The sequence below is a fragment of the Chitinophaga filiformis genome (genome assembly GCF_023100805.1).
Classification (GTDB): domain Bacteria; phylum Bacteroidota; class Bacteroidia; order Chitinophagales; family Chitinophagaceae; genus Chitinophaga; species Chitinophaga filiformis_B.
This window is the reverse complement of sequence record NZ_CP095855.1, coordinates 7,412,343-7,435,265: the sequence shown is the minus strand read 5'-3', so window position 1 is coordinate 7,435,265 and position 22,923 is coordinate 7,412,343. Positions and strand designations below refer to the sequence as shown.

Annotated in this window: 16 protein-coding genes; 12 read left to right on the top strand and 4 right to left on the bottom strand. The window is 46.4% G+C overall.

Annotation, left to right across the window (positions count from 1 at the left end):
- Positions 1-21 precede the first annotated feature (21 nt).
- The 6 genes from MYF79_RS29055 (at position 22) to MYF79_RS29030 (ending at position 9,113) form a co-directional block, all read left to right on the top strand.
- Positions 22-2,109 carry a hypothetical protein gene (locus MYF79_RS29055; RefSeq protein WP_247811356.1) on the top strand — a complete coding sequence of 696 codons (2,088 nt, stop codon included), beginning with the start codon at positions 22-24 and terminating at the stop codon, positions 2,107-2,109.
- 50 nt (positions 2,110-2,159) lie between these two features.
- Positions 2,160-3,728 (top strand): T9SS type A sorting domain-containing protein, encoded by a 1,569-nt coding sequence (locus MYF79_RS29050; RefSeq protein ID WP_247811355.1) that lies wholly within the window; start codon positions 2,160-2,162, stop codon positions 3,726-3,728.
- A gap of 87 nt (positions 3,729-3,815) precedes the next feature.
- The gene (locus MYF79_RS29045) at positions 3,816-5,165 is read left to right on the top strand and encodes a hypothetical protein (protein ID WP_247811354.1); all 1,350 of its coding nucleotides are present in this window, start codon (positions 3,816-3,818) and stop codon (positions 5,163-5,165) included.
- A gap of 81 nt (positions 5,166-5,246) precedes the next feature.
- A complete protein-coding gene (cmk, locus tag MYF79_RS29040) occupies positions 5,247-5,936 on the top strand; it encodes a (d)CMP kinase (protein WP_247811353.1) in 690 nt (229 codons plus the stop codon).
- A gap of 474 nt (positions 5,937-6,410) precedes the next feature.
- Complete coding sequence (locus tag MYF79_RS29035; RefSeq protein ID WP_247811352.1) at positions 6,411-8,333, top strand: tetratricopeptide repeat protein; 1,923 nt, start codon at positions 6,411-6,413, stop codon at positions 8,331-8,333.
- Positions 8,334-8,351: 18 nt separating this feature from the next.
- On the top strand, positions 8,352-9,113 hold the full coding sequence (locus tag MYF79_RS29030) for a LytR/AlgR family response regulator transcription factor (protein ID WP_199652904.1): 762 nt from the start codon (positions 8,352-8,354) through the stop codon (positions 9,111-9,113).
- 223 nt (positions 9,114-9,336) lie between these two features.
- Here MYF79_RS29030 and MYF79_RS29025 read toward each other — a convergent pair whose 3' ends face one another.
- On the bottom strand, positions 9,337-10,563 hold the full coding sequence (locus MYF79_RS29025; RefSeq protein WP_247811351.1) for a 4-hydroxy-3-methylbut-2-enyl diphosphate reductase: 1,227 nt from the start codon (positions 10,561-10,563) through the stop codon (positions 9,337-9,339).
- A 47-nt stretch (positions 10,564-10,610) separates the two neighbouring features.
- On the bottom strand, positions 10,611-11,387 hold the full coding sequence (locus tag MYF79_RS29020) for a rhomboid family protein (protein WP_247811350.1): 777 nt from the start codon (positions 11,385-11,387) through the stop codon (positions 10,611-10,613).
- A gap of 322 nt (positions 11,388-11,709) precedes the next feature.
- Here MYF79_RS29020 and rpsA point away from each other — a divergent pair, with 322 nt between their 5' ends.
- The gene (gene rpsA / locus MYF79_RS29015; RefSeq protein WP_089834910.1) at positions 11,710-13,605 is read left to right on the top strand and encodes a 30S ribosomal protein S1; all 1,896 of its coding nucleotides are present in this window, start codon (positions 11,710-11,712) and stop codon (positions 13,603-13,605) included.
- Positions 13,606-13,703: 98 nt separating this feature from the next.
- Here rpsA and hxpB read toward each other — a convergent pair whose 3' ends face one another.
- Positions 13,704-14,339 carry a hexitol phosphatase HxpB gene (hxpB, locus tag MYF79_RS29010; protein WP_247815099.1) on the bottom strand — a complete coding sequence of 212 codons (636 nt, stop codon included), beginning with the start codon at positions 14,337-14,339 and terminating at the stop codon, positions 13,704-13,706.
- Between the two features lie 554 nt (positions 14,340-14,893).
- On the opposite strand from hxpB, the gene MYF79_RS29005 reads away from it, so the two are divergent.
- The 4 genes from MYF79_RS29005 (at position 14,894) to MYF79_RS28990 (ending at position 20,325) form a co-directional block, all read left to right on the top strand.
- On the top strand, positions 14,894-17,008 hold the full coding sequence (locus tag MYF79_RS29005; protein ID WP_247811349.1) for a nitrite reductase: 2,115 nt from the start codon (positions 14,894-14,896) through the stop codon (positions 17,006-17,008).
- Between the two features lie 37 nt (positions 17,009-17,045).
- Positions 17,046-17,822, top strand: a complete 777-nt coding sequence (gene cobA, locus MYF79_RS29000) for a uroporphyrinogen-III C-methyltransferase (RefSeq protein WP_247811348.1) — start codon at positions 17,046-17,048, stop codon at positions 17,820-17,822.
- 87 nt (positions 17,823-17,909) lie between these two features.
- A complete protein-coding gene (locus tag MYF79_RS28995; RefSeq protein WP_199652898.1) occupies positions 17,910-18,491 on the top strand; it encodes a bifunctional precorrin-2 dehydrogenase/sirohydrochlorin ferrochelatase in 582 nt (193 codons plus the stop codon).
- 1,165 nt (positions 18,492-19,656) lie between these two features.
- Positions 19,657-20,325 (top strand): HD domain-containing protein, encoded by a 669-nt coding sequence (locus MYF79_RS28990; RefSeq protein WP_247811347.1) that lies wholly within the window; start codon positions 19,657-19,659, stop codon positions 20,323-20,325.
- Positions 20,326-20,378: 53 nt separating this feature from the next.
- Here MYF79_RS28990 and MYF79_RS28985 read toward each other — a convergent pair whose 3' ends face one another.
- Complete coding sequence (locus tag MYF79_RS28985; protein WP_199652896.1) at positions 20,379-20,894, bottom strand: acyl-CoA thioesterase; 516 nt, start codon at positions 20,892-20,894, stop codon at positions 20,379-20,381.
- Between the two features lie 300 nt (positions 20,895-21,194).
- Here MYF79_RS28985 and MYF79_RS28980 point away from each other — a divergent pair, with 300 nt between their 5' ends.
- Complete coding sequence (locus MYF79_RS28980) at positions 21,195-22,847, top strand: CTP synthase (protein WP_247811346.1); 1,653 nt, start codon at positions 21,195-21,197, stop codon at positions 22,845-22,847.
- The last annotated feature ends 76 nt before the right edge of the window (positions 22,848-22,923 follow it).

The following is a 22,923-nucleotide window of genomic DNA, read 5'->3' as shown; positions in this document are numbered from 1 at the left end:
CTCCTGAAACCTACATAACCTATGAATATATCATATTGCCGCGGCGTACTATTAGGTTTGTGTACCTTATTACTGCCCGTTCTTGTACATGCCCAACAACTAAAGCTGGGGGCAGCTCCAGCTGTTATTGAAAAGTCGGCGTTATTAGATCTGAACAGTGACAAACAAGGCTTATTACTGCCTCGTATAAATGATTTTTCTGCGGCACCGCTGAATGCCGCACCCGATGGTATGCTTATTTATAATGTGCCTGATAAGTTATTATACATCAGGAAGAATGGCATCTGGAGAAAGCTGATCGATGAAACAAATGGTATTACATCCGTAAATGGACAAACAGGTCCTGTTGTTACATTAACCACCAACAATATTACTGAATCTGTCAACCTGTATTATACCGATACAAGGGCAAGAGCAGCATTCAGTGCAGGTACCGGTATTGGTATTACCGGTGCAGGCGTTATTTCCGCACTTAATACTACGGCGCTCTGGAATGCTTCCCAGCTCCAGAGTCGCAATATTTCCGCCGCCGCACCAAATAATAATGATGTACTGACATGGGATAACACCACCAGTACCTGGCTGCCGAAAGCACCCACCGCAGCTGCTACACTCACGTTAACAGGTGATGTAACAGGTAGCGGTACTTCCAGCATTGCAACAACGTTGGCTAACAGTGGTGTTACAGCTGGTACTTATCCAAAGGTAACCGTCGACGCAAAAGGCCGCGTTACCGCAGGTAGCGCTTTGAGCGCGGGAGACATTCCTGCCGGCTCCGGCAGCTATATCCAGAACATCAGTTCAGGTACACAAACAGCCAGTTATGCAATAAGTGGTAATGGTAGTGTGGGGGGGACATTCACACTATCTTCCATGACACCTGGTTCTGTATTGTTCGCAGGTACAGGCGGGCTTGTTTCACAAAAGAATGCCAACCTGTTTTGGGATAATACCAATAACCGCCTGGGGCTGGGTACTACCACTCCAGGTAATACGCTGGAAGTTGCAGGTACTGTAGCTGCCACCGGCGTATCAGGACTGAGATTGAAAGACCTCAATACAGCTACCGTCCAGGCCTATAACAGTAAGGTGCTATCCATTAACAGCACGGGTGATGTGATTGTAACGGCAAATGCTGCTGCCAGCAACTGGTTACTCACTGGTAATAATGGCGTGAATGCCGCTACTCAGTTTCTGGGTACAACAGATGATAATAAGATGGTGATCAAATCCAACAACACATCTTTGCTGGAGTTTGGCCGCAGACAGACGCTGGGACTCACAGAAGGCTATACTGATTATACTGATAACGATGAGATGGTGACGTACATGAAGTCTGCACTGCAGTTCTCTGTTCCGGCAACAGTAAGCTTCTATAAACCGAAGATGTGGACCACTGCAGATGGTAACTTCCGAATGAAAGGCTGTTCTGCAGGTACAGATTATTTTGAATTTGGCGCTACCGGAACCAGCAACAATGGCGGGTTTGAGTTTATCATCGGAGATGACGGCGACGAGCCGATCACCTTTAAAAGCTATAATTATTCAACGGTGGCTTTCACGGAGATCATGAGACTGCAGAACAACAAGGTAGGTATAGGCCTTGCAGGAGCAACACCCGTAAAACCTTTGCATGTAAATGCCAACAATGATGCGCTCAGGGTGGAGAACCTGGCATCCAGTGGTACCGGTAATCCGCTGGTAATTGCTGCAAACGGTGATGTTAAACAGACCACTGCACTTGACGGAGTGTCTATCGGCGCTACCACGCAGGCAAGTGGCTCATTCACTACACTGGCAGTAGAGACAAACACCATTTCACTTGGTACTACCAACAATGACATCAATATTGGTAATGCTTCCTTTATAAGAATAACGGGGCCTACCGCTGCTTTTACAATTACAAGTATTGCAGGCGGATTTGATGGTCGTATGGTGACGCTGTACAATACTACTAATCAGAATATGACCCTGCAAAATAGCAGTGGTGGTACAGCGGCCAACAGAATTCTGACGCTGGGATCTGCCGTTACAACAGGCACAGGTTCCATCACCCTGGTCTATTCCAGCGCGGATTCCCGGTGGATTGTTACAGCAGTCAACCCATAATCCGGATTAATAACAGTAAAACGAAGCGAAACTAAAAACATAATGCCTGCATGAAGAGATATTTACTCATATTATGTTTTCTGGTTCTTTCCATAAATATTATTGCACAAAACGCAGCTTACATACCTGCCGGTGGGCAGGTATGGAGCTATGGTAATGTCGCCTTTTTCGGAGATGTTACCAACGACGGTATGCTGGGGTCCAGCCCGGCTTCTGTACTTTATTTTCTCGGTAAACAGTGGACCAATAGTTATACGGCTTTGTTATCTGACGAAAGTCCTTCCGGCCTTAAAGGCACCGGGGGAATTTTTCGTTTTATGAGTAAAAACGGTCAGCAGATCATTGCCGGAGGCTATAATGTTGCTGCAAAGACAGGGGCCAGCTTTCCCAACCTGGAGGTGAATAACGCCAATGGCGTTGTGCTTGCAGACCTGCACGACCTGCATGTACGAAATACATTACAACTGACTAACGGTCACGTTTTCCTGAATGGATGGAACCTGATGGTTGGAACTGATAATCCGGGCTCCATTACGGGGTATAGCGATCAACGTTTCATCGTTACCGGAACAGAAACAGCAGGCGGTTTTCTTTATCGTGCAAAACTGAACAGTAGCGCGGGCCAGGTAGTGTTCCCTGTAGGCACCAGTGCTACCAATTACGCACCTGCCGGTGTGCGCTATGAAGGCTCTCCGGAAGACTTTAAGGCGAGAGTTTTTGACAGTGTATTCATGCAGGCCATCACAGGCAGAACGCTTTATGACAGCGTAGTATATAAGACCTGGAACCTGGGCCAGGAAGGCAACGGCACGGGGTTGACCAGTGTAACGCTGCAGCATATGGATGCCGATGAAGCGCCGGAATATAATGTAAACCGCAGCAGTAGTTATATCAGCCGTTTCATAGATACGGACTGGGAAATGCGTAAAGCGGTGAACGATAATATGGCGCCAGGTACGCTGACTACACAGCCCATGCTGCAGAAGGCTACCATGCATTCCCGGGGCATTGCCGGTATTGGCGGGAACATTTACTTTGCGAAACTGACCTCACTGGCATATAGTTTTCTGCCGGCTGATATTATTCACTTTAACGCATATCGTGTAAGTTACTCATTGGTTGACCTGGTATGGACAACCAGTCGTGAGACCAACAACGCTGTATTTGAAATAGAGCGGATGCTGGACAACGAAACGGCGTTCAGGAAAATCGCGACCGTCCCGACAAAGGCGCCCGGAGGCTACAGTACTACCCGTCTTGACTATTATTACCAGGACACCAACGATTATGATGGCTGGAGCTTTTACCGCATCAAGGCGGTATCTGCTACCGGAAAATATGTATACACAGACGTAAGGGAAGTAGGTCCGCTGATCCAGGCAACTGTATTCCCGAACCCGAACCATGGCGACTTTAAAGTAACTGTCAGAGGTATTAAGACACCGCTGATCGTACAGGTATTCGACACATGGGGTCAACAGGTACGCAGGCTGGAAATGGTTAATCAAAGCGAAGTATACATCAGGGATATGCCTGCAGGTACTTACGTTCTCACATTAACGCATAAAGAGACAAAGAAACAGGCCTACGTCTGCAAAGTAATTGTAATAGACCATTGATATTTTAAATAGACATAATTTTGAAGGGAGCACACAGGTAATATCGCCTGTGTGCTTTCTGATTATTTGGAAACCGCTTCGAATCTTATGAGAACTTTATTAATGCCAATATTGTTATTGGCGCCAATGTTATCCTATGCCCAACAGCTAAAGCTGGGCAACAACCCAAGTGTGATAAAGAAATCCGCATTACTGGAACTGGAGAGTAGCTCACAGGGATTGCTACTGCCGCGTATTAGCGACACCACCTCGACAACAATTAAAAGTTCCCCTGATGGTATGCTGATATACCTGACGCTCAATAATAGTTTGAATATCCGTTCACTGGGAAAATGGCAAAGTCTGGGCGCAGGTGGTAGTTCCAGTATTACCCTGACGGGCGATGTTACAGGTAGCGGAACAGGTACTGTAGCCAGTACTATCAGTAACCAGGCAGTGACCTTTGCCAAAATGCAGAACATCAATACACAAAAACTGCTGGGAAGGTATGCGACAGGGGTGGGAAGTCCGCAGGAAGTGTCCCTGGACAATAGTCTTAAACTGAATACGGCAGGTACCTTATATGCCGACAGTTCACTGGCTATCTGGAATGCATCAAAACTGACCGGCCTGAGGGTCTCCAGTAAAACACCGGTAAGCGGCGAAGTACTGAAATGGAATGGTACTGCCTGGGAGTCAAATACCGATAATGACGGTGGCGCTACATATGGCACACTGGCCAGCAACGATGTCGGTAATGCAGACGTGGCAGGGTCTACCACCCGTATGAAAATATGGGCCAGCCCTGTAACCGGGGTCGTTACCAATGGTCCGGCAGGGACAAGTGCTTTTGCCTGGAGTGTAATGGCGTTTAAGGGAAATAATGGAGGATTCACCACTCAGCTGTATTTCGATAAGAATACACTGGCGCTGAAAGAGTGGACCGGCATTACTGCTCCACTGGGTACGACCGCTATCAATGGCTGGTATAAGGCAATAATGACCAATGGGAATAACAATATTTCGAATGGATCGATCATCTTCGGCAGTATTACCAGCGATGCATCTTCAGAGGTAGGGCAGGACAACGCGAACTTCTTCTGGGACAATACGAACAAGCGCCTTGGTGTGAAGACAAATGCGCCGACCTCTACGATGGATCTGGACGGAAGTTTCAGTCTGCCGATCCGCGGTGTCAGCTCCAGCACAACCTTAACTGAAAATGACTATACGGTTGTAAAAAATACCGGTGCAAATATTACCATTACATTACCTGCTGCCAATACCTGCAAAGGGAGAGTATATGTCATCAAAAAGGCCGCCAATGGCACACTCACAATTGATACTGCCGGGGGCCAGATCGATGGTAACGCCAACGTGGCGTTGATCAATAGCGCAAGGAATTCATATACCATTCAGTCAGATGGATCGAACTGGTGGATCATTGCCGGTATATAACCGGCAATCTTGTTTCATTTTTCCAAATTTCTTTTACCTTTACACCGTCTATTCTTTATATAGTTATTTAATTACTGGGTTTTGAAAAAAATTATTATCACGATAGATGGTTACTCCTCATGTGGAAAGAGCACGCTGGCCAAACAACTGGCGGGTGAGCTGGACTATGTGTATATAGACAGCGGAGCGATGTATCGTGCAATAACCCTGTGTTTTATTCAGAACCGGGTTGACTGGACAGATCATGATGCAGTGAAGGCTGCCTTGCATGATATCCACCTGGAGTTTGAGTTCAACCCCATCTCCCAGGCATCTGAAATCACCCTGAACGGTGAGAATGTGGAACACATGATCCGGGAAATGCTGGTGGCGGAGAAGGTGAGTGAAGTGGCTGCCGTGAAGGAAGTACGCGAATTTGCCGTTGCGCAGCAGCAGAAAATGGGCGCCAGAAAGGGTATTGTGATGGATGGCCGCGATATCGGGACTACCGTATTTCCTCATGCTGAACTGAAGATATTCATGACTGCGGATACTGCCATCCGTGTAGAACGCAGGTTTAAAGAGCTATATGCCAAAAATAAGAATATCAGTATCCACGAAGTGAAAGAGAACCTGGAACTGAGGGATTATATCGACACCAACCGCGAGATCAGTCCTTTGCGGAAGGCAGAAGATGCTATCATACTGGACAACAGTCAGTTAAGCCCTGATGAACAGTTGAAGCTGGTACTCCAGTGGGTGGACGATGTAGTATTGGTACAATCTTCCTGAATTTATTTTTAGTTTTAAGAAATCCTTTTTAAATTTGTTATGTTCCTGGTGCAAGCCAGGAAGAAACCCATTGGTAATTTTCCACATCCTCTAGAATTTCCTGCAATTTATTAGTCGTATTGTGTTGACCGGTTCATACAGTGCACCGTGAGATGCTTTATATATCATTTCCCAACGTGGTCAAGAGAAGTCGTAAGGGATCAGCAATGGTCTTTTTATAACTATATCCAACGGACCTGTTGCTATTAACCGTTTCGAAGCTAGTAACTACATATATATCCAGGCTTTGTGGGCTGATATTTATTAAACTTAATGTGGTGCAGGGCCGGGATGCCTGCCTTGTTCCATATTTTCAGTAGGTGTATTCGGTTAATAGGAAGAAGGGGCGAATTCTTTCGCCCTTTCGCTTTTTTAATTAACTTGTGAGTATTACCTGGCTGATGCATGTTTAAAGGCTATTTCTATCTATTTTTCTTGCTTTTGTTTGTAAAGGGGAACATTATACTTGCGCAGGATTCTGCCTTTGTATACCGGACGCTCGATTCTGCCAGAAAACTTCCCGGAGACACCAGTAAAGTAAACTGGTTGATAGATAAGGGGAAATTACTGGGAAGGTACTTTGACAAACGTGGGATGGAAAACCTCTTTTTCCAGGAAGCAATAACCCTCTCTCAGCGTATTAAATATACGCAGGGGATCTTCAATGCATATATCGAGACCGGCATTTCCAAAAGGAACAAATCTCAATACCTGCTCGCCGCCGATTACCACCAGAAAGCTATTAAATATGCTGAAGAGGCAAAGAATGATCTTTGGCTTTGTAATGCCCTGAACAATACCGGCGTAGATTACCGCAGGATGGACGATCAGCTGGAAAAGGCGTTTGAATATCATTTTAAGGCACTTCAACTGGCGGAAAAGATCAACGACATCCGCAATATCTGTATTGCCATCAACAGTATCGGCAACATCAAGCTGTCCACGGAGAAGTATGCAGAGGCCATCAGTCACTTCGAAAAGGCCCTGGAGCTGGAAAAACAGAGCAAAAATTCCCTGGGGGTAGCTATTAATCTTGGTAATATCGGTTATGCATACCAGGGCTTGGGAAAACTGGACCTGGCCATCGAATATTTCAAGAAATCGCTGGCAGTGAACCAGCAATTGAACAACAGCATAGGTTTGGCCATCTGTTACAATGCCCTGGGCTCTGCCTATAAAGAGAAAAAAGATTATGCCCGCGCCCATGAATACCTGGATAAGGCCCTGGAAGTGAATGGTAATGTGGACGATAAAGTGCATGTGGCCGAAAGTTATCTGAACATTGGAAAACTGTGGAGCCTGCAGGGAAAGTATGATGAAGCGAACAAATACTTCATGCAATGCATTGATCTCTGTCTGGCCTGGCGGTTCAAATACCTGTTAATGGAGGCCTACAAGGCCATTGCTGACAATTACAAGGCAAAAGGGGACTTCAGGCGCTCCATGGAAGCCATGGAGAAGTCGCTCGTCTATAAAGACACCCTGCTGGAAGAACAATCGTCATTAGCGTGGGCCCAGACACAAGCCGTTTATGAGGTAGACCGTAAAGACAACCAGATCAAACTGCTGGAACATGATAAGCAGATGAGCGAGTTGCGTAGGAAACGTAATGTCGTGTACACTTTGTCAATGGCCGGATTCGTGCTGATGGTGGCGATAGGAGGGTTCTTCTACATCCGGCACAGGAACCTGGAAACCAATAAACAGACCCTGCAGCTGGAGCTACGTTCCCTGCGTGCACAGATGAATCCGCATTTCATTTTCAATTCTTTAAGTTCCATTCACCGGTTTATATGGAGTAATAACCAGGAAGAAGCATCAGACTATCTGACAAAATTTTCCAGGTTGATGCGAATGATTCTTGATAATACGCAGTACACATTCATATCTTTGAATAAGGAACTGGAATCATTACGCCTGTATCTGGATCTTGAAAAGCTGCGTTGCAACGATGTATTTGAGTACCGGATCACTGTAGCAGAAGATATTAACGAAGAGGAAGTAATGATCCCTCCGATGATCATTCAACCGTATGTAGAAAACGCTATCTGGCACGGCCTGGTACATAAGTCCGGAAAAGGATTACTGGATATAGCTGTTGCTGTAAAAGGGAGAACCCTGACCTGTACTGTAACGGATAATGGTATCGGTCGAAAAAAAGCAGTAGAAATAAAGGAGAAAAAAGGACAAACCCATCGCTCAATGGGCATGAAAGTAACAGAAGGAAGAATAGACCTTATCAGAAAGATCAATAATACCAAGGAAGCTGACGTAAATATAACGGACCTGGAAGATGAAACTGGGAAAGCCATGGGTACACAGGTGAAACTCATCTTACCGGTAGAATTCATATTTTAAAAAACCTACAAAGACAGCATGAGCGAAATTAAAGCAATCATCGTGGATGATGAGCAGCATTGCATAGATGCGCTACAGACTATGCTTCAGAAAAAATGCCCGGAAGTGACTGTGCTGGGGGGAGTTAACAGCGTAAAAGAAGCGAAAGACCTGATCACCGAACTGCAGCCCGATGTAGTTTTCCTTGATGTTGAAATGCCTCACCAGAATGGTTTTGAGCTGTTGAAGCTGTTCGACAAGATTACTTTTGATGTAATATTCACGACTGCCTATGAACAATATGCCCTGAAAGCCATCAAGTTCAATGCCCTGGATTACCTGCTGAAGCCGTTCAGTATAAAAGAGTTACAGGATGCTGTACAGAAATGCATCAGCCGCCGTAACGGACAGACGGAAACGTCCACATCGCCGCTGGAAGTATTCCTGCAGAATATGAAAACGCTGCATCAGACGCATAAGAAAATAGCCCTGCCTACCATTAACGGTTTGGTATTTATGCCGGTACAGAATATTGTGCGTTGTGAATCCACCGGTAACTACACGCGTATTTTCTTTACAGATAAAAAGAACCTGATGGTATCAAGACCATTGAAAGAGTTTGAGGAGTTACTGACGGATGTTGACTTTTTCCGGGTACACAATTCACACCTGATCAATTTACAGCAGATGCAGTCTTATATACAGGGTGAAGGCGGGTTCGCATTGATGAGTGACGGAACGCAGGTAGAGATATCCCGCAGGAGGAAGGCTGATTTCCTGAAAAAGGCGATGCAGTTCTAACCAGATTTAATCTGTTTTACGCCACTTACAGGAAATAGACCACCGGATAATAAGTCTCTATTGCACGCTTGTCGCCTAACAGCTAATTTTGGTTCAGGTTTAAACTTATTACTATATAAAATTTTTTTTCTCTGCATTACTAGCATTGATTAGCCCCAAAGAAAAAAGACACCGTAATGGTGTCTTTTTTACTTTTATGATGTTTATGTAAATAAAGTCAGTCTCAGGCGAAGGTCGCTGCCAGTTCCTCCATTTTATATTCAAGGTCGTAAAACGACAGCAGTTTCCTGATCACAGCTTCCACCAGTGCATCGGGGCAGGAGGCGCCGCTTGTCAGCAGGATGGTCACCGGTTCCTTAGCCGGCAGGAAAGAGCGGCTGTGCAATTCCTGTTTATGATGAAAATCCCAGTGATATACTTCATCAGCCGCTACCAGTTTCTCTTCTGAAGAGATGAAGTAGGTAGGCAGTTTTACCTCACACAATTCCACCAGGTGGGATGTATTGGAACTATTATATCCGCCTACTACAATAGCGAGGTCTGCTTCTTCCTGTAAAAGACCGGTTACCGCGCTCTGGTTGTCGTTGGTAGCGTAGCAAAGCGTATCGCGGGTATCGGCAAAACGTTCTCCTACATTCTCCTGATCAAGGGCATACCTGTCCATGATCACGTTTTTGATATAGTCGGCGATGGCCTGAGTTTCTGTGGCCAGCATGGTGGTCTGGTTGACCACACCCACCCGCTGCAGGTCGCGGGTTACATCAAAGCCGTCGGAGTACTGGCCTTTAAACCTGGCGTAGAACTCCTCGGCGGGGCTTTCTCCGGTAATGAAGGTGGCCAGCAGGCGGGCTTCTTCCATATCCTTCACAACCACCGTAGGCGTATTGCTGCGGCTATGGGAGAAAGTAGCGCGGGTTTCTTCATGCCCGGGTTTACCATGTACGATGACGGTGTAGGACTGTTGGCCGATCTGTTCAGCCTTATTCCAGACCCTTTCCACGAAAGGACAGGTGGTATTGTACTGCAGGGGAGCAATGCCCAGGGAGCTCAGTTTTGCTTCTATTTCCAGGGTGGTACCGAAGGCGGGGATGATCACGATATCTTCCGGCGTCAGTTCTTCCCAGGGTACCAGCTGTTTACCGGTGGTATCCATGATGAACTGTACACCTTTGGCGAGCAGATCGTTATTGACATGCGGGTTATGGATCATTTCGCTCAGCAGGAAGATTCTTTTACCGGGATTTTCATCTACAGTCTTAAAGGCTATTTCTATGGCATTTTCGACGCCATAGCAGAAGCCGAAGTGGCGGGCCAGTAATATCTTCAGGGCGCCAAAATCCAGTACGGTAGGTGTAAAGTCCTTCTTCATGCGGTCCTGCTGCTTACGGCGGTTTTTGATGGCCGTGATCAGCGGGCTGCGATATATAATAGGAACGTTAAATGTTTTCATCTTGGCGGCAAAGTTACATATTTTGAATGGCTGGGATACATGGCCGTTTATTCCTGGCTCATTTTCTTCAGCCATGCTCTTTCTTCGGGGCTAAGGCTGTCTATGCCATTGTCGTTTATTTTATCGAGCAGCTGGTCCAGCCGGAGTTGCTTATTTTCTTCCTGGCTGGGTTTTACAAGCTTAAGGGGAGACTTTTTAGGTTTAAAGGAGCGTTTGGGCGTTTCAACCCGCATGCGGCGGTTAAACAGCCAGATGAGCGGCTGGCAGATATCATTGCCGTTGTTCAGGAACTTGATATAGAGGAAACCGGTCAATGCACCGCCCATATGGGCAACAATACCGCCTACATTGCCCTGGGTAAGGGAGATCAGGTCCAGTATGATCACCACAAGCGCCAGCCATTTGAGGCGGATGGAGCCGATAAAGAGCAGGCCGATCTCGTAGTTGGGCAGCTTGGTAGCGCAGGCTATGAGCAGGGCCATGACAGAGGCGGATGCGCCGATCATGGGGGCATTTACGCCGCCAAAGGCCAGGTTGTATACCAGCAGGTATGCAATACCTCCCATGATGCCTCCCAGCAGGTAAAGCGGCAGCACCCGCTGATTACCGAGGAAAGACCTGAAGATATTTCCGAACCAGTACAGGTTCAGCATATTGAAGAGTATATGTAAAAATTCCAGATGTGTGAACATGTAGGTCAGTAAACCCCATGGCTTCCGGATGAAAGCATAGACATTGGCGTGCAGGGAAAGATTGTCAAAAAGGAAAGCGGAAACGAACCCTGTGGTTGGTGCAATTCTGCCGATCAGGTATACAGTTCCCATGACGAGGAAAACAATTATATTCCAGAAAAGCAGATGGTTAATTGTATTTCCCTGTCTAAGCCAATAGCGAATATCAGAGCTGAATGAGGTCCCGTTCATACTTGAAAATTAGTACAAAATCCGCAATCATAAATCTATTTAGCGGCACATTTTTTTGGATCAAACCGACCCTGGAGGGAGGGGGAGGGGAACGGGGGGAGGGCTGTGTTAAACATGTGAAAATTGCTTATTTTTTAATGATTATTAAGTATCTTTGCCCTCCAATTAAAACTTTCGGGCCTAAAATCCGGGAGAATTTTATTACAAAAGGAGGAACCAAATTTTGGCAGAAAACAACATTACTAACGAACAAAACGCTGAACAACAGGTACCTGCAGCAGCAGCTCAGGTAGAAACAGCGACAAAAAAGGCGCCTGTTGTAGAAACCGCTCACGATGATTTCGACTGGAGCGTGGACAAACGCAATGTTTCTTCTTACAGCAAAGAAGAAAAAGCGAAGTACGATGAAACGTACGACAACACTTTTAAAGTGATCGAAGAAAACGGCCTGCTCACAGGTACCGTAGTTGGCCTGACCAAGACGGACGTTGTGATCAACATCGGCTTCAAATCTGACGGTCTGATCTCTCTGAACGAATTCCGCGATCTGCAGGGACTGAAAGTAGGTGATGAAGTAGAAGTACTGGTTGTTGAAAAAGAAGACCGCGATGGTAACCTGCACCTGAGCCGTAAACAGGCTCGCCAGCAGCGTGCATGGGAAAAAATCGTGGAAGTTTACAAAACCGGCGAAGTGGTTACTGGTACTGTTACCAGCAAAACCAAAGGCGGCTTGATCGTAGACGTTTATGGTATGGAAACATTCCTGCCGGGCTCTCAGATCGATGTTAAGCCTGTAACCGACTACGACCAGTTTGTAGGCAAAACAATGGAATTCAAGGTAGTTAAGGTTAACGAGGCTATCAGGAACGCAGTTGTTTCTCACAAAGCGCTTATCGAAAGCGATATCGAACAGCAGAGAGTGGATATTATCTCCAAACTGGAAAAAGGCCAGGTATTGGAAGGTACTATCAAAAATATTACGGATTTCGGCGCATTCATCGACCTGGGTGGTCTGGATGGTCTGCTGTACATCACCGACATCAGCTGGGGACGTATCTCTCACCCAAGCGAAGTGCTCCAGATGGATCAGAAGATCAATGTGGTGGTACTGGACTTCGACGACGAGAAAAAACGTATCAGCCTTGGTTACAAACAACTTACTCCTCACCCATGGGATACCCTGCCTGCACACATCACTGAAGGTGCGCGCGTGAAAGGTAAGGTAGTGAACATCGAAGATTACGGTGCATTCCTGGAAATTCTGCCTGGTGTAGAAGGTCTGGTACACGTATCTGAGATCTCCTGGGCTTCTACTCCTATCAATGCTAAGGAATTCTTCAAATTAGGTGAAGAATACGAAGCAGTGGTAGTGACCCTGAGCAAGGACGAGCGTAAGATGAGCCTGTCTATCAAGCAACTGACAGAAGATCCTTGGGCTACTATCGAAACTAAATTCCCGCTGGACAGCCGTCACAAAGGTATCGTGAAGAACATCACTCCTTATGGCGTATTCGTTGAGCTGGAAACAGGTATCGGTGGTATGATCCACATCTCTGACCTGAGCTGGATCAAACGCTTCAACCACCCAAGTGAATACACTAAAGTGGGTAGCGAGATCGAAGTAGTGATCCTGGGTATCGATAAGGATAACCGTAAACTGAGCCTGGGCCACAAACAGATTGAAGAAGATCCTTGGAACACTTTCGAAACTATCTTCCCGATTGGATCCGTTCATGAAGGTACTGTAGTGAAGAAAGATGAAAAAGGTGCTACTGTTCAACTGCAATATGGTCTGGAAGCTTACGCTCCTGCACGTCACCTGCGCACTGAAGATGAGAAACCAATCAGCGTTGAAGATGTGAAAGAATTCATGATCATTGAATTCGATCGTAGCGAAAAACGCATCCTGGTGTCTCATACAAGAGTGTGGGAACAGGCTAAGAACGAGGAGAAAGAAGCAGTTGCCAAAGAAAAGAGAGCTGATGCTGACAAAACTCGTAAGGCTGTGAAAACCATCCAGAGCAAAGTAGAGAAAGCTACGCTTGGTGATCTGGGTGCACTGGCTGAACTGAGAGAGAAGCTGAAGAAGGATGAAGGCGACGAAAAGAAAGGTGAATAAGCTTTTTAGGTTGTTGAAATAACGAAGGGTGTTCTGGTAACAGAACACCCTTCTTCTTTTATATGTGTTTTGGATTGTTTACCTGATGAAGTTTGTCTCTAGGCCTGCAGACGAGCCAGTATCTCATCATTGAACTCCAGCAGGGAATCTAGTTGTACATCTGCCAGTGCATATCGTTTGTTCTGGCGGTTATGTGCTTCCGGAACTACAACAGTTTTCATGCGGGCAGCTTTGGCGGCCGTCATGCCTGTTACCGAATCTTCAAAGGCCAGGCATTCCAGTGGAGTACTGCCCAGCTTTTTGGCACAGGTCAGGTATACTGCCGGATGAGGTTTGCCGTGCGACTCGAACTCTGCTGAGGAGATGGCATGAAACCTGTCCCTGATGCCCATGTGATCTACTGCCGATTCAATCAGTCGCAGGGGAGATGAGGATGCCAACCCTATTTTAAAGTTCTTTTTTGTGAAATAGTCCAGTATGTATTCCAGTCCCTCCATTGCTTCACCCTCTGCCACTATCTTGTTGATAACAGCATCTATTATCTCATTGGTAACCTGCAGGTTATCTTTTCCCTCCCATTTGAAGTAATTATGCCAGTAATCCACTACTTCCGCCGTACGAAGGCCGGTAGTATGGCTGGCCAGTTCCATTGTAAGATCCACTCCGACTGTAGCAAAGACTTCTCTCATAGCTCGCCCCCAAAGTGGCTCAGAGTCTATCAACAGCCCGTCCATATCAAAAATCACCGTATTTATCATGCGCTTTTCATTTGTTCAGCGTCGCAAAGTTAAGACAGAGACGGGAGAAAGTGCGGAGAAAGTCGGAGGAAGTAATACCGGCGCCCTTTTCGCATAAATAAAAGTTATCCTGTATAATCAATGGTTATGGCAGGCAGCTTGTCGGGGAAGCTCCTTTTCACTACAGGCTGGCGGAAGGGCCGATTTCGCTGAAATATGCCCGTCCGCCCCCTTTGGAAAGGGCCGCTTGGGGGGCTTCCGTAGGGCAAAATTACTTTTGGAAATCTGGCCTATATTTATAACTTTGTAATAGTCTACTAAATTAATGGGAAATATAGGGATGAATAGCGGATTTATGTGTGATGGATGCCATTGCTCCATTGCAGTGACAGCAGGAGAGGCGTAGATGTATAAGGAAAATTGATCGACCAGGAATCAAACAAGATATACAGCGCCTCCGACCTACATGTGCGGAGGCGCGTTGTTTTATAAAAGATAAGGAAGTATAACGTTTTAATATCTGATAATTTACCACCAAGAAAATATTCACTATGCAAAGCTTCAGAACCGAACTGGAAAATCCCGTGGTTGAGAAAGATATCATAGAACTGGAGAAGAAGATCCGCTTATTCCGTGAAGGACAGATCCCGGAGGAGAAATTTCGCAGTCTGCGTCTGGCGAGAGGCATTTATGGCCAGCGTCAGGCGGGTGTACAGATGATCCGCATCAAGCTGCCTTACGGTAAGATGACGCTGGAACAATGGAAACGTATCTCAGACGTATCTGACGAATATTCTACCGGCAACTTGCATCTGACCACGCGTCAGGATATTCAGATCCACTTCGTAAGCCTGGAAAGGACGCCCGAACTGTGGAGCAAACTGGACCTGGACGATATCACCATCCGCGAGGCATGCGGTAATACGGTTCGTAACATCACTGCTTCCGATAAGGCAGGTATTGACCCTGAGGAGCCATTTGATGTTACTCCTTATGCAGATGCAACTTTCCGGTATTTTCTGCGTAACCCCATCTGCCAGGATATGGGCCGTAAATTCAAGATGGCTTTTTCCAGCAGCGATGCCGATACTGCCTGGGCATTCATGCACGATATCGGTGTAATACCTAAAGTGCGTGTGGAAAACGGCAGGGAAGTACGTGGTTTCAAGGTACTGGTAGGCGGAGGCCTGGGTGCACAACCTTACTTGGCGCATGTTGGCCATGAATTCCTGGAAGAAGATCAGCTCATTCCATATATAGAAGCAGTACTGCGCGTGTTTGACCGCCATGGCGAAAGGGCCAGTCGTCATAAAGCACGTATGAAATTCCTCATACAGAAAATTGGGTTTGAAGAATTTCAACGCCTGGTAGCAGAAGAGCGTACTGCTATCAGATCAAAATCCTTCCATGTGGACGCCGATACCTGGGCTGATCCGGAACTTCCGGCTGCTGGCGCGGTATTGCCGGCATATACCATTAAAGATCCGAAGAAATACGAGGCATGGAAAAAGACGAACGTCTTCCAGCAGCGCCAGTCCGACTACTATGCGGCATATGTACGTGTACCGCTGGGTAACATCAGTTCTGTTATATCACGCCAGCTGATAGAAGGTCTCAGACCTGCAGTGGCCAATGACGTACGTGTGACTGCCAACCAGGGTCTGTTACTGAAATATATCCAGCCTGCACATCTGCCTTACGTATTCAGCGTACTGGAAGCAGGCGGTTTTGCAGAACCAGGTTTTGACAGTATCGCAGACATCACTGCCTGTCCTGGCACTGATACCTGTAACCTGGCTATTTCCAGCAGCACCGGTATCTCTACGGCACTGGAACTTGTGATCCAGGAAGAATTTCCTGACCTGGTATATAATAAAGACATCAAGATCAAGATAAGTGGTTGTATGAACTCCTGTGGCCAGCACGGTATTGCTGCTATTGGTTTCCATGGCAGCTCACTGAAAAGCGGAGGTAAGGTATTGCCTGCCCTGCAGGTGCTGCTGGGTGGCGGTATTGTGGGAAATGGCGTAGGCCGTGTGGCTGATAAAGTGATCAAGGTACCAAGTAAAAGAGGTCCTGATGTGCTGCGTTCCCTGCTGAAAGACTTTGAAGCAAATAGTCAGAAAGATGAGAAGTTCAATGACTATTACGACCGTAAGGGTGAAAAATATTTCTATGATCTCCTGAAACCATTAACGGATCTGAATACACTGATCGATGAAGATTTCGTTGACTGGGGACAGGGCGACAAGTTCGCGACTGCTATTGGTGTGGGCGAGTGTGCCAGCGTGGTGATAGACCTGGTGGCTACGCTCCTGTTTGAAGGAGAGGAAAAGCTGCAATGGAGCCAGACGGCGCTGGACGATAAGCAATATGCAGACAGCATTTACCATTCTTACTCCACTTTCGTACAGACTGCAAAAGCGCTGTTACTGGGCGAGGGCGTAAGCTGTAATACACAAACAGGCATCATCAACGATTTCGATAAACACTTTGTTGAAACCGGTAAATGGTCGCTCGAAGGCAGCTTTAAAACACTGGTATTGCAGATCAATCAGAATGAACCTGCTGAAAGCTTTGCAAAACAGTATTATCAACAGGCATCAGATTTTTACCAGCAGGCGCAGTCATACAGACAACAGACAGCAGCAGTTGTTGCACAATAAGCGTTTTGCGGTCATCACATCTTATTAAATGTACACTATGCAGAATATACATCCGAAATTGACACTGGTAGGCGCGGGCCCGGGCGATCCTGAGCTGATCACTGTAAAAGGCCTGAAGGCCATACAGCAGGCAAGGGTGATCCTTTATGACGCGCTTTCCAATAATGAGCTGCTCGAGCATGCGCCCAGCAATTGCCTGAAGCGCTTTGTAGGTAAGCGTGCGGGTATGCATGTGTACTCGCAGGATGAGATCAACCGCATGATCGTGAAATATGCATTGACCTATGGCAGCGTGGTACGCCTCAAAGGAGGAGATTCCTTCGTATTTGGCCGGGGGCAGGAAGAACTGGCCTTCGCTCAGCAATTCAATATTGATACGGAAGTTGTGCCGGGCATTACAAGTGCTATCTCCGTACCGGGTATCAACAGGATACCTGTTACGGCGCGTAATGTGAGTGAAGGATTTTGGGTCCTGACAGGTACCACACAGAGTGGGAGCTTATCCCGTGACCTGGCTTATGCTGTCCAGGCAGATACTACCGTAGTAGTACTCATGGGGATGGGCAAACTGGAGGAGATCTCAGCAGCATATATAGAGCAGGGTAAAGGCAATGTGCCAGCCGCCATTATTCAGAATGGAACACTGCCTGACCAGAAGATAGGTATTGGAAATGTAGCCGATCTGAAAGAAATTGCCCTGCGGGACAACCTGCGTAATCCAGCAATTATTGTAGTAGGCGAGGTAGTGCGTTTTCATGAAGCCTTCCAGGCAGTACAGGAAAGGATAGCAGAACAATTGAAAATCGCTGTATAACTCATAAATTACACATGATAAATTACGGGAAGTCCGGGTAAGGGATGGATACGTAATTTGTCGTGTGTAATCAGTAATCGCACCATTATGGAAGAAAATCATCTTTTCCCGGTCTTTTTTAAATTGAATCGCCTGCATGTGCTGGTTGTGGGAGGGGGAAATATAGGTCATGAAAAAGTGAATGCCTTACTGGAGAACTGTCCCGGGGCCAATATTACCGTAGTGGCCACCTGGTTTCAGCCTGAACTGACGGAGCTGGTAAAGCATGCGCCCAACGTGGAACTGATCCAGAAACCTTTTTCCTGTGGCGATATGCTGGGAAAGGACCTGGCCATTGCCGCCACCAGCGATAAGGAGCTGAACATGTATATATGGGAAAAGGCGAAATGCAGCCGGGTATTGATCAATGTGGCTGATACACCTGAATTGTGCGATTTTTATTTAGGCTCTATCGTACAGAAGGGCCATCTCAAGATAGCCATCTCTACCAACGGGAAATCCCCAACCGTTGCCAAACGTCTGAAAGAAGTCCTGCAGGAAGTGATCCCGGGTTCTATCAATGATGTATTAGATAAGCTCCAGGTGATAAGGGACCGGCTGAAAGGTGATTTTACGGAAAAGGTGAAACAGCTCAACAAGATTACGGATGTGCTGGTCCGGAAAGATTAACCCATCTTATTCTCCTTTTTAATATTTCCCCATCTTAAATTTACCGGCAGCTATTGCCGGGCATTTCTGTGTCCACCCGCCTGATAATATTCAATTTGTTTCAGTTAAAATAGTACCCCTGTTTCATCCTCTTTCATCTGCTTTTCTGTACTTTCTTATTACATTAGTAAAATAAATATATTTGTGTTTTACTTTAAATCATTGTGAAATATGAACTGTGATTGCTATTTTTATAATGTGAAACGGATGTAAAGTTGATGTTTTTGATTCTTTGTGAGGGATATTTATAATATTGTAATATTTGTTATGTGTTATTTGTCTTTGTATGCGTATAGGTTCAAAGAATAGATTCAGCAGATTAATTATCAAAAAGGTCCGTTACAATAACACCGGCATTACGCTTAAACAGGATATTTCTATCATAAAAAGAGATTCATCCTTAAAAAATCTTAAACCAGGCGGAAGGACAACGCTATCTTCTGATTATCCGGAGATAGCTGGCGCTATGCTGTAAAGCGATATACTGCAAGGGTATATCTGACATTGAAATAATTCAGCGGTAAAAGGCGGGGCGAACCTCCGTACTAGGGTCAGCAAGGCCAGTTAAATTTTTTTGACCTCGCAGTCAGGGTTCACAAAATTCCCCCGCCTTACGCCGCGCCAATATAAAGTATTCCCGCTTCCCTGAAGTATATACCTTACGCGTCGAGGCCCAAAAGGGGCCTCGCTAAGGTATTTTCCCGGGTAGCTATGACAGCTCTTTATAGTTTTATCAACCAGAATTTATATCGCGTAATGCGATGATGCTACTGCCCCCTTCTTTAAGGGGGACATCTTTTTAATCTAAATCGTAATTACCAACCGCCATTAAAGTTCAATAACAATGGAATGGTTGCATGCACCAAATTAGTCTAACGAATACGCTAAACCATTCAGAAGGAAAAACGAAGAAGATCTTAGTGAAGCAAGATCCCTGATCAATTCTAACTTGCATGCCGGAATCCAGGGGGGAGAAACCGAAAGCAGGAAGGAGGGTGAACAACAATAATGTATCTAAACCAATTATGCTATGAGCCTCCTTTTCAGTTTCTCCTTTTCTTCGTTTTTCCTGTTATTGTAACCCCTCATTTTGCTGCTGCCAGGCAGAAATAATATATTTGGCCCTATGAGCCAATACACTGCGGATACGCAACAACTGATCGATCAGACAGAGCAATTTGTAAAAAAAGAGCTGGCGGGCGCTGAAGGCGGCCATGACTGGTGGCATATTTACCGGGTATGGAAACTGGCCAGAAAGATCGCCGCCGGCGAGCAGGTAGATCTGTTGGTAGTCGAGCTCAGTGCCCTGCTGCACGATATTGCCGATTCCAAGTTCCATAACGGGGATGAGAATATTGGTCCGCAGAAAGCCCGCGCCTACCTCGAATCTGCAGGTGTGCCTGAAGCAATCATACAGCATGTGGTGAACATCATCCTGCACATTTCTTTCAAGGGTGGTCATAACGCCGGTACTTTTTATTCTCCCGAACTGGCCGTTGTGCAGGATGCTGACAGGCTGGATGCTATCGGCGCCATTGGTGTGGCGCGTGCATTTAATTACGGCGGATTTAAGAACCGGGCTTTATACGATCCGGCCATTGTGCCTGACCTTTATATGACAAAGGAACAGTATAAGAACAGCACAGCCCCAACCATCAATCACTTTTACGAGAAACTGTTGTTGCTGAAAGACAGGATGAATACAGCTACAGGTCGCCAGATGGCCATGGAAAGACATGCTTTTATGGAAACCTTCCTGGAGAAATTTTACCAGGAGTGGGAGGGGGAAAGCTGAGAGGGGAAGCACGCTCCCCGAAACACAGATGATCCGGGGAGATGCTGATAATTTTAAATGAACAAGGCTTTCAGTTCCTCTGCGTCCTGGGGTTTCATTTTCCCGCTCAGGATCAGACGGAGCTGACGTCTGCGCATCGCGCCTTCATATAATTGCTTTTCTTCTTCAGTATCAGGGATGATCTGGGGTACCAGCCTGGATTTTCCGTTTGGATCCAGGGCTACGAAAGTCATAAAGGCCTCGTTGGACTTATAACGGTACTGCTGTACCGGGTCTTCTCCCCATACCCGCAGGTGCACTTCCATAGAAGTGGAAAATGCTCTGCTCACTTTCGCTTCAATATGTACTACGTTACCCAGTTTGATGGGGGTTTCAAAAGAGATGTTATCTACAGAAGCAGTTACCACCGGAGCACTGCAATGTTTCATAGTGGCGAGCGCCGCGGCTATGTCCATCCAGTACATGAGGCGGCCCCCCATCAGGTTGCCGAAAGTGTTGGTATCGTTGGGCAAAACCAGTTCCGTCATCTGGATCATGGAGTCCTGCGCACGCTTGGGCGTTAATGTCATATGCTGATTTGTTACGGCGCAAAATTAGCAAGAAGTTTCCTGACAGACGCAAGAAATGCAATGCCACCGGGCGATTTCGTGAGATATAAAATTATAAAGCTTAATTTTCGCTGGAAACGACTTATTATGAATTTGTTACACGTGCGATCACAACTAAATATGAAAATCCCTTTTGGAGCACTTTAAATTTGTCTTAACTTTGCATGACCTTCGGAAGTTATTTTTACTTGACTGGTTACACCAAAAGTCGTCCGGCGCTTCTCTTTAGGTCAAGTATATTCTACAGAATTTTTAGATTTTATGGCAAAATATATCTTCGTTACGGGAGGTGTGACTTCCTCGTTGGGTAAAGGAATTATAGCTGCTTCGCTGGCGAAATTATTGCAGGCTCGTGGCTTTAGAGTGACTATTCAGAAATTTGATCCGTATATCAATGTGGATCCGGGAACATTAAACCCTTACGAACACGGTGAGTGCTATGTAACCGAAGATGGCGCTGAAACTGACCTTGACCTTGGCCACTACGAACGTTTTCTGAATACGCCTACCTCCCAGGCGAATAACGTGACCACCGGCCGTATTTATCAGACTGTTATTAACAAGGAGCGTGAAGGCGCCTACCTGGGTAAAACCGTACAGGTAGTACCTCACATTACTGATGAGATCAAACGCAGGATCCTGCTGCTGGGTAAAGACGGTAAATATGATATCGTCATCACCGAGCTGGGTGGTACTGTGGGCGACATCGAGTCCCTGCCTTATATAGAGGCGGTTCGCCAGTTGCAATGGGAACTGGATGAACAGGATTGCCTGGTAGTACACCTGACCCTGATACCTTACCTGCGTGCGGCTAAAGAGTTGAAAACCAAGCCTACACAGCACTCCGTAAAGATGATGAGTGAGAACGGCGTACATCCTGACGTGATCGTTTGCCGTACGGAAGAGCCCATGTACAATGATCTGAAAAAGAAAATTGCACTGTTCTGTAATGTGACGGTAGATGCGGTGATCGAGGCTACAGATATGAGCACCATCTATGAAGTGCCGCTGGAAATGCTGCGTGAGAAACTGGATGTGATCTGTATGAAGAAACTGCACATCCCTATTGAAAGAGAACCAGATATGACCAAATGGCGCGCTTTCCTGGATAAACTGAAATATCCGAAGTCAAAGGTGACCATCGGTCTGATCGGGAAGTATGTGGAGCTGCAGGATGCTTATAAATCCATCCTGGAGTCATTCATACATGCAGGTGCTATGAATGAGTGTAAAGTGGTAGTACAAAACATTCATTCTGAATTCCTTACCCAGGAGAACGTGGCAGAAAAACTGCGCAACCTGGATGGTCTGCTGGTAGCTCCCGGCTTTGGTCATCGTGGTATTGAAGGAAAGATCGTAGCTATACAATATGCCCGTGAGAACAACCTGCCATTCTTCGGCATCTGCCTGGGTATGCAGATGAGCGTTGTGGAATATGCCCGTAACGTAATAGGCTGGAAAGATGCCCACTCTACAGAAATGAACCCTGATACACCTCATGCGGTGATCGGTCTCATGGAAGAGCAGAAAAAGATCACTGTTAAAGGTGGTACCATGCGTCTCGGCGCCTATACCTGTGAATTAACGCCAGGTTCAAGGGCTGCCGCCATTTACGGTAGTACTACCATCAGCGAGCGCCACCGTCACCGCTATGAATTCAATGGCCAGTACCTGGCCGATTTTGAAAAGGCGGGCATGATCCCTTCCGGCCGCAACCCGGAAAGCGGGCTGGTAGAAATGGTGGAATTACCTGACCATCCATTCTTTGTAGGCTGCCAGTTCCATCCTGAACTGAAAAGCACTGTGGAGGCTCCTGCACCCCTGTTCGTACACTTCATTGCTGCCGCGAAACAGTATGCAGAAGACAAGACCAATAAGGCAAAAGTTGCTGAAGAAAAGATTGCTCACCAATAATGAATATTTATAAGTAACAGGCTTTCAGTGGTAACAGCGAGGTATTAACTTTGTTGATTACAACTGAAAGCTTGTT

Coding starts and splice junctions, on each gene's coding strand:
- MYF79_RS28995 (WP_199652898.1), top strand. CDS start 17,910: ATGGAAGAAAATCATCTTTTCCCGGTCTTTTTTAAATTGAATCGCCTG.
- MYF79_RS29050 (WP_247811355.1), top strand. CDS start 2,160: ATGAAGAGATATTTACTCATATTATGTTTTCTGGTTCTTTCCATAAAT.
- MYF79_RS29025 (WP_247811351.1), bottom strand. CDS start 10,563: ATGAAAACATTTAACGTTCCTATTATATATCGCAGCCCGCTGATCACG.
- hxpB (WP_247815099.1), bottom strand. CDS start 14,339: ATGGACGGGCTGTTGATAGACTCTGAGCCACTTTGGGGGCGAGCTATG.
- MYF79_RS28980 (WP_247811346.1), top strand. CDS start 21,195: ATGGCAAAATATATCTTCGTTACGGGAGGTGTGACTTCCTCGTTGGGT.
- MYF79_RS29020 (WP_247811350.1), bottom strand. CDS start 11,387: ATGGGAACTGTATACCTGATCGGCAGAATTGCACCAACCACAGGGTTC.
- cobA (WP_247811348.1), top strand. CDS start 17,046: ATGCAGAATATACATCCGAAATTGACACTGGTAGGCGCGGGCCCGGGC.
- MYF79_RS28990 (WP_247811347.1), top strand. CDS start 19,657: ATGAGCCAATACACTGCGGATACGCAACAACTGATCGATCAGACAGAG.
- MYF79_RS29030 (WP_199652904.1), top strand. CDS start 8,352: ATGAGCGAAATTAAAGCAATCATCGTGGATGATGAGCAGCATTGCATA.
- MYF79_RS29005 (WP_247811349.1), top strand. CDS start 14,894: ATGCAAAGCTTCAGAACCGAACTGGAAAATCCCGTGGTTGAGAAAGAT.
- MYF79_RS29055 (WP_247811356.1), top strand. CDS start 22: ATGAATATATCATATTGCCGCGGCGTACTATTAGGTTTGTGTACCTTA.
- MYF79_RS28985 (WP_199652896.1), bottom strand. CDS start 20,894: ATGACATTAACGCCCAAGCGTGCGCAGGACTCCATGATCCAGATGACG.
- MYF79_RS29045 (WP_247811354.1), top strand. CDS start 3,816: ATGAGAACTTTATTAATGCCAATATTGTTATTGGCGCCAATGTTATCC.